This window comes from Niastella sp. sgz303648 (genome assembly GCF_059587045.1).
Window position 1 is genome coordinate 462,410 of sequence record NZ_JCAPSW010000003.1, and the last position, 14,210, is coordinate 476,619.

11 protein-coding genes and 2 tRNA genes are annotated in these 14,210 nt (G+C 41.0%); 8 read left to right on the plus strand and 5 right to left on the minus strand.

Annotated elements, in window-relative coordinates; translation table 11 throughout:
- Positions 1–230: 230 nt before the first annotated feature.
- The 5 genes from AC59IL_RS10800 (at position 231) to AC59IL_RS10820 (ending at position 6,210) form a co-directional block, all read left to right on the plus strand.
- Positions 231–2,363 carry a peptidylprolyl isomerase gene (locus AC59IL_RS10800; protein WP_496552133.1) on the plus strand — a complete coding sequence of 711 codons (2,133 nt, stop codon included), beginning with the start codon at positions 231–233 and terminating at the stop codon, positions 2,361–2,363.
- 172 nt (positions 2,364–2,535) lie between these two features.
- Positions 2,536–3,045, plus strand: a complete 510-nt coding sequence (locus AC59IL_RS10805) for a DUF2480 family protein (RefSeq protein ID WP_496552134.1) — start codon at positions 2,536–2,538, stop codon at positions 3,043–3,045.
- A gap of 58 nt (positions 3,046–3,103) precedes the next feature.
- Positions 3,104–4,483, plus strand: a complete 1,380-nt coding sequence (locus AC59IL_RS10810) for a cytochrome ubiquinol oxidase subunit I (RefSeq protein ID WP_496552135.1) — start codon at positions 3,104–3,106, stop codon at positions 4,481–4,483.
- 124 nt (positions 4,484–4,607) lie between these two features.
- Positions 4,608–5,642, plus strand: coding sequence for a cytochrome d ubiquinol oxidase subunit II (cydB, locus tag AC59IL_RS10815; protein WP_496552136.1), 1,035 nt, complete (start codon positions 4,608–4,610; stop codon positions 5,640–5,642).
- Between the two features lie 121 nt (positions 5,643–5,763).
- The gene (locus tag AC59IL_RS10820; protein ID WP_496552137.1) at positions 5,764–6,210 is read left to right on the plus strand and encodes a GNAT family N-acetyltransferase; all 447 of its coding nucleotides are present in this window, start codon (positions 5,764–5,766) and stop codon (positions 6,208–6,210) included.
- A gap of 209 nt (positions 6,211–6,419) precedes the next feature.
- Here AC59IL_RS10820 and AC59IL_RS10825 read toward each other — a convergent pair whose 3' ends face one another.
- The 5 genes from AC59IL_RS10825 to AC59IL_RS10845 form a co-directional block, all read right to left on the minus strand.
- Positions 6,420–7,412, minus strand: coding sequence for a sugar phosphate isomerase/epimerase family protein (locus AC59IL_RS10825; protein ID WP_496552138.1), 993 nt, complete (start codon positions 7,410–7,412; stop codon positions 6,420–6,422).
- A 126-nt stretch (positions 7,413–7,538) separates the two neighbouring features.
- On the minus strand, positions 7,539–8,636 hold the full coding sequence (corA, locus tag AC59IL_RS10830; protein ID WP_496552139.1) for a magnesium/cobalt transporter CorA: 1,098 nt from the start codon (positions 8,634–8,636) through the stop codon (positions 7,539–7,541).
- Between the two features lie 99 nt (positions 8,637–8,735).
- Positions 8,736–9,302, minus strand: a complete 567-nt coding sequence (locus tag AC59IL_RS10835) for a hypothetical protein (RefSeq protein WP_496552140.1) — start codon at positions 9,300–9,302, stop codon at positions 8,736–8,738.
- Between the two features lie 178 nt (positions 9,303–9,480).
- Entirely contained in the window at positions 9,481–10,575 is a 1,095-nt protein-coding gene (locus AC59IL_RS10840; protein WP_496552141.1) for an iron-containing alcohol dehydrogenase family protein, read from the minus strand.
- 264 nt (positions 10,576–10,839) lie between these two features.
- The gene (locus tag AC59IL_RS10845) at positions 10,840–12,363 is read right to left on the minus strand and encodes a glycoside hydrolase family 32 protein (protein WP_496552142.1); all 1,524 of its coding nucleotides are present in this window, start codon (positions 12,361–12,363) and stop codon (positions 10,840–10,842) included.
- Between the two features lie 239 nt (positions 12,364–12,602).
- On the opposite strand from AC59IL_RS10845, the gene AC59IL_RS10850 reads away from it, so the two are divergent.
- From AC59IL_RS10850 to AC59IL_RS10860, 3 genes are all read left to right on the plus strand, one after another.
- Positions 12,603–13,985 carry a hypothetical protein gene (locus tag AC59IL_RS10850; protein WP_496552143.1) on the plus strand — a complete coding sequence of 461 codons (1,383 nt, stop codon included), beginning with the start codon at positions 12,603–12,605 and terminating at the stop codon, positions 13,983–13,985.
- Positions 13,985–14,056, plus strand: a tRNA-Thr gene (locus tag AC59IL_RS10855). The genes AC59IL_RS10850 and AC59IL_RS10855 overlap by 1 nt, the downstream gene beginning before the upstream one ends.
- Before the next feature lie 5 nt (positions 14,057–14,061).
- Positions 14,062–14,134: transfer RNA gene (locus AC59IL_RS10860), tRNA-Ala, on the plus strand.
- The last annotated feature ends 76 nt before the right edge of the window (positions 14,135–14,210 follow it).

A 14,210-nucleotide genomic window follows, 5' to 3' on the forward strand; every position in this document is an offset into this window, starting at 1 on the left:
ACCGGGGTTACCCACATAATTTCGGGGTTATACAGAACCGGTGTTAGCATTGTTTTCACGGTACTGTTTCACGGCCCCGGTAAATATTAAAAAAATTGCGTTTGTTCACATGGTTGTGGATTGATAAAACCTTTAATTGATGCTGGTTTTACACCGTTTTCCACAATTTGTTCATAATCTTTTTTAACCTATTTTTGCCATCCCTTTAAAGAAAAGTATATACTTATAATATGTCAGTTATTCAAAGAATCCGCGACAAAGCAGCGTGGATAATCATTGGTGCGATTGCATTAGCCCTTATCGCCTTTATCGTTCAGGATGCCTTACAGGGAGGAGGTAGAGGACTATTCAGCGGAAGCTCTACCGTACTCGGAAAAGTTAACGGCACAAAGATCGATGTTCGTGAATTTGAACAACGATATAAAATGGCCGAAGATAACTACCGTGCCCAGAATTATCCTATTAACGACCAGATGCGCAATCAGATTCGTGAAAGCCTGTGGAATGAATATGTTGAAGAAGCGCTGATGGGCGATGAGTACGATAAATTAGGTATCGTAACAAGTGAAAACGAACTGGGTGATATGTTATATGGTGCCAACCCGCCCCAGATGCTGAAACAGCAGTTTACCGATTCAACCGGGGTGTATAATGGCCGCGCAGCTTATCAGGCAGTAAGATCGTTGAAGAAAAACACGCCTCAATATAATAGTTTTGTTGAGTTTCAGCTTTCTTTGATGAAAAACCGGCAACGTGAAAAATTCACAGCCCTCATGGGGAAAACCGTGTATGTTCCCAAATGGCTGATTGAAAAAAATAATGCTGAAAACAGCCAGCGTTCTTCTATCTCATATGTAAATGTTCCTTATTCAACTGTTTCTGATTCGGCAGTTAAAATAACTGATGAAGATGTGAAACAATATGTTGATGCACATAAAGAACAGTACAAACAGGAAAATGAGCGCAGCCTTGTTTATGTATCGTTCGATGCTTCTGCCAGCAAAAGCGACAGCGCAAATGTGTATAACCAGGTTGCCCAGGCAAAAGATGCCCTCGCCAAGGCTAACACCGCTATAGAAATTCAAAATGTAATCGCCAACAATTCTTCCGAAACTCCATTTTTTGACGGATATGTATTGAGCTCGAAAATGCAAATGTCGAATGCCGATACATTACGCAAACTGGCCGACGGTTCAGTGTTTGGTCCTTACCTCGATGGGGGTAATTATGTGCTGGCAAAAATGGTTGGCCGTCGCAATATGCCGGATAGCGTTAAATGCCGGCATATATTAATTAAGGTAGCCGATCAGCAGGGTCAAACAAGAACCGACAGCGCTGCCAAAAAACTGATCGATAGTATAGAAACTGCCATTAAAGGTGGCGCCAACTTCGACAGCATGGTAGTGAAATTCAGCGATGATCCGGGCAGCAAGGATAAAAAAGGAGAGTATGAATTTACTTCAATGCAGTTTTCGAACCTGAGCAAGGAATTTGCCGAAGTAATATTTTATGGTAACCCCGGCGATAAAAAAGTGGTGAAAGTTGAAAACGCTTCTTACACCGGATACCATTATATAGAAGTACTGAGCCAGAAGAAAATTGAACCGGCTTATAAAATTGCATACATATCGCGCCCGGTAGTTCCCAGCGACGAAACAATCAATTCAGCCAATGGTTTGGCTCAACAGTTTGCAGCCGAAAACCGTTCACTGACTGCCTTCAATGATAACGCTACCAAAAAGAAGTTGAATAAATTCCCAACCGAGATAAAAGAATCTGATTATATGATCATGGGATTAGGCGATGCTCGTGAGCTGGTTCGCTGGGCATTTAACGATGCTAAAAAAGGTGAAGTTGCCGAGCATGCATTTTTGGTGGGCGAAAAATATGTTGTACCTGTAGTAACACAGGCATTTGAAAAAGGAACTATGTCGGTTGAAAAAGCCCGCCCGCTTGTTGAGTATAAAGTTCGCAACCTGAAAAAAGCTGAGCAGATCACCAAAAAAATCGGCAGCGCTTCTACACTCGAAGCAGTGGCACAGGCTACCGGTCAGCAGGTATTAAAGGCCGACAGTGTTACCTTCGGTAGCACCTTTATTCCAAATGTTGGTAATGAACTGAAAGTATTGGGAGCTTCTTTCAATAAAGACTATCAGACAAAAGTTTCTGCTCCGATAAAAGGAGAAATGGGTGTATTTGTTATTAAAGTAGATAACATTACTGCATTACCCAATTCTAACTTCGATGCCAAACAACAACAGCAGGCTATGCAGCAGCAAATGGGCGCAATGGTTGGTTACAGAACCTTCGAGATCATGAAAAAAGCTGCGAATATTAAAGATTATAGGATTAAGTTTTTTTAGTTAAGCTGTTAGTTAATAAGTTAAACAGTTTATAAGTTAATAAGTTGAAAGGTTGACAAGGATTAAACCCCTGTCAACCTTTTAACTTTTAAACCTTGTCAACTTACCGTCAACTTTTCAACTGGTCAACTCCCTGCTAATGCCTACCTTTGCTTGAGTGAAATAGAATAAAATGAGTGATGAAATTGTAAATAAGGTAGCCCAAAGTCAGCTGGTCACCATTGACCTGGAAACTTATTATCCTGCCGCTGAAGAAATGGCGGTATTTGACCTGAAGCCGCATTTGTTTATGGAATTGATATTGAAGGAAAAAGAATTCCGGGCGGATTTACAAAATAACGACTGGTCTGTTTATCAAAATAAAATAGTAGCAGTTACCTGTACAGCCGATGCCATTATTCCCATGTGGGCATATATGCTGGTAACTTCTTATCTGCAACCTGTTGCAAAGGATGTTGTTTATGGAGATGAGGATATAGTAAAACAACAACTGTTCTTACAACGGATCGAAGCAATCAATGCCGGGGAATATATCGAAAAGCGGGTAGTGGTAAAAGGCTGCGGAGATATTCCGATAGGAGAGTTTGCCTACCTGGCCATTACAAAAAAGCTAATGCCGGTAGTTAAAAGCCTTATGTATGGCGAACCTTGCAGTACTGTTCCTATTTTTAAAAGAAAATAACTAACGAAAGCCGATGCCGCAGCATCGGCTTTTTTATTTGGCAACAAAATCGTTCACTATGGACGTAGAAATATTAGCGCGCATACAATTTGCCTTTACCATCGCCTTTCATTACATCTATCCTCCCCTGAGCATAGGCCTCGGTTTATTGCTGGTAATTTTTGAAGGATTATACCTGAAAACCGGCAATAAAATGTATGAACAGATCACCCGCTTCTGGATCAAAATATTTGCCCTGATTTTTGGTATTGGCGTAGCCACCGGTATTATTATGGAATTTGAGTTTGGCACCAACTGGGCCACTTACTCAAAATATGTTGGTGATATATTCGGAAGCGCCCTGGCCGCAGAAGGCATTTTTGCTTTTGCATTGGAATCGGGCTTTTTGGGCATTTTACTTTTTGGGTGGAACAGGGTTAGTCCGCGTGTGCATTTTTTTTCTGCCATAATGGTATTCTTTGGTTCCATGTTCTCGGCTATATGGATCGTAGTGGCCAACTCGTGGCAGCAAACGCCTGCCGGCTTTCATATTGTGGGCGATGGTATGAATGCACGTGCCGAGATCATCGATTTCTGGGCCATGGTATTTAACCCTTCGAGCGTTGAACGCTTGATACATGTTTGGATCGCCGCTTTTTTAGCAGGTATTTTTCTGGTATTGAGCGTGAACGCCTGGTATATTTTAAAAAACAAACACCTCGATATTGCAAAACGTTCTTTTAAAATAGCACTAATTGCAGCCACCGTTTTTTCATTGCTGCAGTTAGTAGCCGGTCACCAAAGCGCCGATGTGGTATACGAACACCAGCCTGCAAAACTGGCGGCCCTTGAAGGACATTATGATTCCATGGCGCCGGCCGATATGTTTTTGCTGGGCTATGTTAATAACAAAACACAAAAGGTTACCGGTATAAAAATTCCGGGTGGGTTGTCGTTTTTAACACAGGGCGATTTTAATAAACCGGTGAAAGGATTGAATGCTTTTAAACCAGATGAAAGGCCGCAACAGGTGAACAGCATTTTTCAGTTTTATCACATAATGGTGGCAGTGGGTATGTTTTTGATTGGCTTAACCGTGTATGCCAGCTGGCTTAGTTATAAAAATAAACTGTTCAATAAACGATGGCTGCTATGGATTTTTGTTTGGTCGGTTTTGCTGCCGCAAATAGCTAATCAGGCAGGATGGTTTGCCGCCGAAATGGGCCGGCAACCCTGGGTAGTATATGGATTGCTGAAAACATCCGATGCGTTGTCGAAAACAGTTACTGCTAACCAGGTTGTATTTTCCCTGATCATGTTTATGGTGGTGTACCTGCTGTTGTTTGTTTTGTTTTTGTATTTGCTGAATAAGAAAATTATTCACGGTCCGGTTGATTACGGAACGAAAGAAGATATTGAAGAAGGAAGCAAGCGCGATAACCCGATATTAACCCATTAAAAGCAGATTTCTGATTTTGAGATTTATTGATTTTGCGATTTCATTCGATTCAATCCTCACATGATTTTTCAAAATCCAAAAATCTAAAAATCCCCGAATCCCAAAATCTCAAAATATAAAAAAGATGGAAACTTTTTTAGGAATCGACTACAACGTTTGGTGGTTTTTGGTATTCGGCGCCGTGATCAGCGGGTATGCTATACTCGACGGATTTGATTTAGGCGCCGGCGCGCTGCACCTGTTACTGAACAAAGAATTAAGCCGCCGCATTGCCTTAAATGCCATCGGACCGGTATGGGATGGAAACGAGGTTTGGCTGGTTATTGGCGGTGGTGCTTTGTTTGCCGGATTTCCTGTAGCCTATGCTGCCATCTTTTCGGCTTTTTATATTCCGTTCATGATTTTTTTGGTTGGACTTATTTTCAGAGGTGTAGCCATTGAGTTTCGAAGTAAGGAGCCGGGCGCCCTATGGCGCAAAACCTGGGATGTGGTGTATTGTGTGGCCTCGATAGTTATTGCTTTGTCGCTGGGATTAATGCTGGGCAATGTGGCCTATGGTATTTCTTTGAACGAACGGAGAGAGTTTAACGGAAACTGGTTATCGTTCTTCAATTTCTTTTCAATTATGGTGGCCATAACCACACTGGCCCTTTTTATGATGCATGGTGCCATTTATCTTACTATGAAAACAGAAAACAGACTATACACCAAACTGTATATTCTGGCCCGGCAATTCATTATATTTTTTGTGCTGAGTTTTGTGATCACTACGCTGTATACCTTATTATATGTACCTCATCTCAGCGATTTTTTCAGAAGAAATCCGTCGTCGTTTATCATACCCGTAATGATGGTATTGTCTATCGCCAATATACCCCGTCAATTAAAGATTGGAAAATACCGCTATGCATTTATCAGCTCGTCTGTTACCATTGCATTATTGCTGATAATGGTGGCACTTGAAGTATTCCCTTATTTGTTGTACTCGAAGGGCAATCCTGCTAACAGCATCACCATTCACAATGCAGCTTCTTCGGCAAAAACTATGAAGATTTTATTAATCATTGCTTTGATTGGAACACCATTGGTTGCGGTATACACTTCTTTCGTATTTTGGACGTTTAAAGGCAAAGTAAAATTAGACGAAACCAGCTATTAACTTAATTTCTGATTTTGGGATTTAGATATTTTGAGATTTCTTTTATTATGATCTGAATGTGTATTTTTTAAATCTCAGAATTACAAAATCACAAAATCGAAAAATATTTAAATTGATTCGTATGTTGGTACGAGAAGCATCCAAAAAAGACATTAATCAGTTATCACGATTGTTTGATTTGTACAGAATTTATTTTAAGCAAGGATCTGACCCCGAAGCCGTCGCCACTTTTTTGCAGGAAAGAATAGAACGAAAAGAGTCGGTAATTTTTGTGGCAGATGATGAAGGTGAGCTGGCAGGGTTTGTTCAGTTATACCCTTTATTTTCTTCAGTAAGATTGCGAAAAATATGGCAGTTGAATGATCTGTATGTTTTACCTGAATACCGCGGTAAACACATTTCAAAACAACTGATCGAAGCCGGCAAACAACTGGCACGTGAAACCAATGCTGCAGGCATTTTGCTCGAAACCGAAAAGACCAACGATATCGGCAACCATGTTTATCCTGCATCAGGTTTTGAATCGTATAATGAAACCAATTTTTACTGGTGGCAGAAGGATAGTTGATTCAACAGCGCACCACTCAGAACTATGGATGAAAAAGATTTATGGAAATTTCAGGTAAGAAAAAAACTTACCCTATTCGGCTCATTGCTGCTGATCGGGATAATCATTATATTTTGGGCAACGTGCAACAAATAATTGTTGATTTTGGGATTGTGAGATTTTTAGATTTATAAATCCAGAAATCTCACAATCAAAAAATCTAAAAAGTTTTATAACGTGGCGCCTACGCGTTCAAGCAGGGCCTTTGTTTTCCTGATGCCTTCGTCTTCGCTCAGTTTGTCGCCTTCGTATTCAATACCCATATAACCTTTGAAGCCCGCGTTCTTTACTACTTTCAGCATTTTTACATAATCAGTTTCAATACAATTACCCTGTTCATCAAAGTCGTTGGTTTTTGCGCTTACGCCTTTGGCATAGGGCATCATTTCGCCAACACCTTTGTATTTATCATATTCTTCCAAACATTTGGTGCCCCACATTTGTCCGCCTTCGCGTTTCAAACAAAAATTTCCAAAGTCGGGCAGGGTCCCCACATTCTTTTTATTTACACCTTTCATAACCCCGGCCATCCATTGCCCGTTGGAGGTATAACCGCCATGGTTTTCTACAATTACATTAATATTTTCTTTGGCGGCATACTCGCCCAGTTTATGTAAACTTTCTATAGATGCTTTTTGCACTTCTTCGCTGCTGCCTTGTCCATGCGCATTTACGCGAATAGTAATGCATCCCAGGAATTTGGCGGCATCAACCCATTTATAATGATTTTCTACAGCCTGCATTCTTTTTTTGACATCAATGTCGCCCAGCTCGCCTTCACCATCGCACATGATCAGGTGGTTTTTAACACCGTTGTCGTTGCATCTTTTCAATAATTCGGCAAGGTATTTTTCATCCTTTGCCTTGTCTTTAAAAAACTGGTTCACATATTCAACTACACTGATGCCGTAGGTATTTTTGGCAACGCTTGGAAAATCGAGGTTATCCATTTCCTTTGCAAACAGTTTTTTGTGCAGCGACCATTGCGCCAGTGATATCGTAAAAAATAAAGGAGCGGGAGCTACGGATGATGATTCGTTAGGTCCGGTGTTAAAGGATTCTTTTTTTTCAGCATTACTAAAAGCTAAACCTGTAGATACAGCGCCGAAGCCGGCAGCCAGTCCACCCAATTGTTTTAAAAAATTGCGGCGATTTGAGGGCATGTTGTTGATAGTTTGATTGTTAAATTGTTTGATTGCTATGGCCTCTAAATTTTTTGAAGCCAAAGTATTATCACGCTTAATAAAGTTCGGGAATTACAACCATCAAACCATCAGGCCATCAAACAATCAAAACCACCCTTTCTTTCTGAAAGCACGCAGCATCCATAAAGGGATCAGCAGCATGGCGCCAACCGCTAAAAAAAATCCCCAACGGTTATGAATGTAGGGGATTACTTCGAAGTTCATTCCAAAAATGCCGCCTATTACTGTAGCCGGAGCCAGCAGGCAGGTTACTATAGCCATTACCTTCATTACTTCATTCATCCTCAGGTTCACATTATTGATGTACAGGTCCTGCATACTCATCATCATATCGCGATAGTTTTCGCTAAGGTCATAAGCCTGTACAATGTGGTCGTACACATCTTTATAATATTTGGTAGTGCGGTCTTCGAGCAGTTCGCTTTCGCTTCGGATGATACCGCCCAGCAGATCGCGTACGGGAGCAAAATTGCGCTTTAATACAATCAGCTCTTTGCGCAACTGGTTGATCTTTGCCAGGGAGCGGGTATTGCTGTTGCGGATCACTTCTTCTTCTACCAGTTCAATCTGCTCTCCCAGTTTTTCCATTACGATAAAATAATTGTCAACGATCATATCGAGCAATGAGTAACACAGGTAATCGGCATTGCGCTGACGTATTTTGGCGTTGTTGATCTTAAGCCTTGTTCTGATGGGATTGAAAACATCGCGGTGCGCATCTTCCTGAAAAGAGAGCACATAATTGTGACCAAGGATAATGCTGATTTGTTCAGTTTCTACTGTTTTCTTCTGATCGTTGAAGTACAACATATTCAGCAGGCAAAACAAAATGTTATCTACTTCATCCATCTTGGGCCGTTGATTGATACTTAAAATATCCTCGATAATCAACGGGTGAATGTTATAGTAATTACAAATGGTTTCCACATCCTGTTTTCGCAAACCATCGATGTTGATCCAACTGATGTATTCGTTATCCCGGCAATGAAGGCATTTCGAAACGGTATCTACCTTATATTCCTGAATAGTAGCCTGGTTGTATTCATACACCGAAATTTTTACGTCCTGTGCTTCTTCGCGCTGTGGAATGATGGTAGGATTTACCTGCAAAATTTCCTTGGTTCGGGTAGTGCCGAACAGGGAAGGCAACATCAGGTAACGCAGGTATTTCTGTGGACTCATAAAAAATTACTATAAAAGCGTAAACAAAGGCCTGCCACCTATAACGCATGCTTTTAACATTGCATTGTATAGCAGGCACTAATAGTTTAGTATCAATTATTATTCCACTGAGTTGATTGTGAGATCGGCGCCCAGTGTATTTCCTTCAATTTTCAGCAAAACAGGATAGACGGCATTGTTGAGTATCCAAATACGGGTAGTGGCTGAAGCATTTTCCAGAAAATAAGCGTCAACGATTTTGCCGGCTATCTTCAGTTGCTGTTGGTCGGACGGCATTTTCAGGGTATACGTTTGCTGATCGAAATTTAATTTTTTATCCTTTTGCAAGGCATCCCATTGTGCATGCGAAAACACCAGAGCAGTTTGATCATCGCCCAATTCTTCCTGCATGCCAGGGTTGGGTTGGCTCCAAAAACCGCGGGAACCATTATCGAGCGATTTCTTTTTCATGATCCAGCCGCCGCTGCCAAAACCTTCAACCAGCCAGCCGATTTTTATATAATCCGCCGCTACCGAATCAAATGAAAATGTACAGGGAAAATTCTGGCCATTTACAAACGCTGAATAATGAAGTGATGTACCCTGTTTAACAACAGGAACATATTTTTCCTGCGCAAAGGCAACGCCTGAAATGAACAGGCATAGAGCATACATGATTTTTTTCATACGACAAGTTTTAAGTGAATTTAAGTTAACCTGTCGGGATGCCAAAAAACTAATATTGTTTGATTGTTAAATGGACTGATGATTATGAAATACCTGCTCAAAAAACAAAAACGGAACCGCTATTATACGGTTCCGTTTTGAAGAAATGAATTAATAACCTGTTTCGCTTTTGTGAACGTTATAATTTTTCATACAACGCGCGCAGTTTTTCACGCGTCATAATTTTTTCCCAGTCTTTTCCCAGCGCATTTTCCCAAAGAGGCTTCATACCAAGTGATACATTGATCATAGTATCGAATTGCTCATCGGTTAAGCCCTTGCAAATGCCAACAGGAATATCAATGTTATTTTTTTCAACCATTTTTTTAAATTCCTTTACGCCTTCGGGATAATAAGGCTCCAGATGGTTCATCACAATACAATTGCCAATGCCATGTTTGGTTCCCAGCAAATAGCTGAGTCCGTAACTTACAGCATGTGCAACACCTACCTGTGAATAAGCAATGCTCATACCACCGGCATAGGAAGCCATCATCAGTTTATCGTCGCATTCGGCATCCCACTCGTCTTTACCAAGGAATACATACCGGCATAATTCAAGCGCTTTTTCGCCATACGATTTGCTGAACTCGTTCAGGAAGGTGCCCTGCAAACTTTCAATGCAATGAATATAGCAATCCATACCTGTATAAAAGCGCTGGTTGGCAGGGGCATTGGCTGTTAATTCAGGATCCAGTACGATTTGGTCGAAGGGCGTAAAGTCTGAATTCATGCCCAGCTTACGGGTGGGTCCGGTTAAAACGGTGGTTCGCGATACTTCGGCGCCGGTTCCGCTTAAGGTAGGAATCCCGGCTTTGTACACTCCGGGTAATTTCACCAGGTCCCATCCCTGGTAATCGGCCGATGAACCGGGATTGTTCATCATTAACGAAACCGCTTTGGCCAGGTCGAGCGTTGAACCGCCGCCAATACCAATAACACCGCTTACAGCACCAAACTCATCTTTTAATTGTTTTGCCAGTTTATCAACCTGTGTGGTTTTGGGTTCATAAGTAACATCGGCAAAAATAATTTTGTCTTTACCACGCAGGGGAATACGATTAATAAGCGATTTGCCGTCGCCGGTAGCAGCGCCTTTTTCAAAAAAATGATCTACCAGAAAGATCATAGGCGCATCGCCTTTTCTATGGGAAGCCAATATTTCGTCGAGCTGATTAAAACTGCCACGGCCATAAACAACAAAGCTGACCATTTTAAAATTTCTGAACTTCATATGCTGTTTCGCTAAAGGATTTTGTTTTAAGTTAACTGGTTGAAAAGTTTATAAGTTAATAAGGAAATAAACTCTTAACCTGCTTTCCTTTTCAACTTTTTAACAAGTCAACTTTTCAACTGGTTAAAGATAATTTAGCCGTGCGAAGGTAATAGTTAAGTCCGAAAATTTAAAGAGACTGAAAATCAGGGAGCTGGCTGCCAAAGCGGCTTTTCTTTCCGACTTTCTCCCGATAGCTATCGGGACGGACTTTTCTGACTTAAATTACTTCCATGCCGAATTTAAAGTCCATACGGTGGCCGAAGGAACACGGGTGGTTCCGCTTTCGCTGAAGAAAACGACGCCATTATGATTGGTTTCGGGAAAAATTTGTGCGGTTAATACCTGGGCGCCGTCATTGGCATATATTTCTATAATGCTTTTATCATAAAATATGTGTAAATGTAGTTTCCCTTCCTGCAACGGTACCCGGGTTGCTTTATACAACCAGTTGGCAAATTGATTATGAAACGTAGTATTGCCGCTTTTCGACCGGTCGATAAACAGTTTTTCACCGGCGGCATCATACCCTATGGTAACAAACTGGCCGTTGCCCACCGCCAGTCGAACCCCACAGGTGGCTTTGTTTGATGGTATGAAATCAGCCTCCAGTTCAAGTACCTGTGAACTAACCGGAAATGTTTCTTCGCCCGAAATGCTTTTGTTTTTCCATGTTACCGGCTCACTTCTCAGGCTTTGCAGCGATTTCACCGGTTGTTGCAACAATACCCATAGGTTGCCTGATTTTTTTAAACGTAATGTTCTGGGTACAGCCATAGCGCTGCGCCATGGCGATGTGGGAATTGCCTGGGCGTACTTCCAGTTATTGGCCCAGCCAAGTAAAACAGGGTCGTGCCCGGCTGGTAAATTATTATAGGTAACGCCGGCATAATAATCGGGGCCATAATCAGGACGAAGTATAGTATCGGCAGGATTTTCGCTTTTAAAAACAGTACCATCAAACTCGCCCACAAAATATTGCATGGTAGTTTGCTGTGAATTGATAAGCACCCATTTGTTTTTACCAGGCTGGCCATTTACAGGAACCTGCAACAGATCGGGGCATTCCCATATATCATTGGTATCGCCGGCAGGACCAAAATCGCTCAGGTGCGACCAGGTTTTTAAATTGGATGAACCGAAAAATTGCACCTTATGTTCCTGTGGTAAAACTGTTACCATCACCCACTTTTTTTGAGGTTGATACCAGAAAACTTTCGGATCGCGAAAATCTTTTTTATGTTCATCAAGCACGGGATTGCCTTCATATTTCGTAAAGGTTCGGCCGTCATCGAGGCTATAGGCAATATGCTGGTTTTGCAGGTAGTCATCGGGTTTTGATTTATCGGCAATGATATGCGCAGTATAAATGGCAACCAGGGGAATTTGTCCGGCTTTTGTGGCAAAGCCGCTTGTATTGTTTTTATCAACCACACAACTGCCCGAAAAGATCATGTTTTTTTCATCTTCAGGAATGGCCAGCGGTAATGTCTGCCAGTGAATCAGATCGGGGCTAACCGAATGGCCCCAGCTCATATGCCCCCAAACATTACCCATAGGATTGTACTGATAAAACAGATGGTATTTGCCTTTATAATAAACGAGTCCGTTGGGATCGTTCATCCAGTTGTGATGCGGTGAAAAATGAAATTGCGGACGGTAAGGTTCTTTATAAGTTGGTTTTGATTGAGCGTACAACGCGGATGTATAAACAGCAATAAATGAAATGAAAAGTAATACGCGGTGCATAAAACTTGTTTTGACGTAAGGGGTAATGTTGTTTAACGCTGTTGTACGGGGTAGAATAAATCTACCGATTATTTTAATATGAAAGAAATTTTAAATGTAACAGGTTATGGTTTTCGATATATGACCCCGAAAAGCGTTTAATCAGCCGGGATATGTAGAAATTTGAAAATTTTTCTATTATATTGGAACTTATATATATGTGGCTATGGAAGAAAAATGGGATAATAAAAAAACTGTAAATGACAACCATTAACCAATTATACAATACCCTGCAGCAGAGAAAAAGGCCCGAAGATGTGGCTGAAATGGTTTTTGACCTGATCGGCGAAAGCCTTACTCAAAAAGAAGTCAACATTCTGGAAAAAGCTATGCAAGGTTCGTTAAAGCGAAATGTACATGGCTATACTTCTATGCTGCAGAACTTTTCAAAAGCTATAGGGGCTGAAAAACAAATCAAAAAAGCCATTGAAATATTCAATTTGCAAAGCGAGGGACAAATGGACTATAATATTTATGAGAACATTGAAAGTTTCATAAATAGCGTTTCCCCTTTAATACATAAAAACACCGGGCAAAATAATTTTAAGAACGACAGATTAAATAAAGTACAACGAAAAGAAAGTGGGTTAGACTTATCAAAACGTAATTATAATAAGAAGTGGCGACTATTAAAACGGCTTGAGAAAAAGCTGCTCACATTTGCAAGAGAAACGAAAAAGATAGAATTTCAAATGATTTCAAAACACGGCCTGGCGCATCATTTGGATTTAGATAATTTTTCAAAAGATGTAAATACGGCCTGTTTTATCGCATACTATAATGCACGTTGTAATTTGAGAAGTGTATTTACCAATCAGGGTCAGGTAAGAGCATTTGATGAAATCAGTGAAATGCTTTTGAATCGTTGTAAAGGTAGTGAACCGGGTTTTTTTAATTTTTTGCGGAAACCGTTTTCTGAAAAAGCAAATACAACAAACTGGTGGGCAATTTCATACATTTATACCAGCAGTGAGGTGTTGTCGAATTTATCGGATGAACAAAAGGGGGAGTTGTTAGGGAGGTGGACAACTATTTTACAGGAGATTGCAAAACTATTAGCTGAAGTTTGGGATTACAGTGATATTAACAGAACAACTATGGTTGTAAAAAAAGGGAATGATTCAACCACATGGAATAATACTGCCGGCGCATGGAATAAAGCGAGAGATAACTGGATGAATTTAATTTACTCATTAGGATTGGAATATATTCTTGAAGATATTTGTTTTGGAAAAGTATTACGACTGATGGCCGCAGACGTTGTGTTCTGGCATCGTGCAACGGGAGGAAAACTTGATCCCAACACAGATGTGTGGAATAAGCTTCCATTGCCATGGGAAGTATTTGAAGGCAGGCAAACGTGCAACATGGAAATGGTTGTTAAATTTTGTACAGAGGCAGGCATTGATGCAGAAAGATCGGGATGGATAGCTCCTCGTGTTCATGGGGTAGCGGAATTTAAGCCAACACCGGAACTGGTGCATGGAGTGGCCGTAACAAATCCTTTTTTAGCATCGGTTTTAAAACAACATAAATATTTTTCAGGGAAGAATGTAAAACCTGTTTTCCCTGAAAAAAATTAGGTGGGTTAATTCAGTGGCAGAATACCCGGCTCGTTTCCGGGTTGACGTAGGTTCGAGCCCTACACCCACCTCGGCTTCTGGTATAGCTCAGTGGCAGAGCACCCGGCTCGCTATCCGGGAGGACGCAGGTTCGAGCCCTGTTATCAGAACAAATAAATTGCCAATAACTCGCGTTTATTGAGTCGTGGGACGGCGAATATTACACTTGAAATAATTAACCAAACA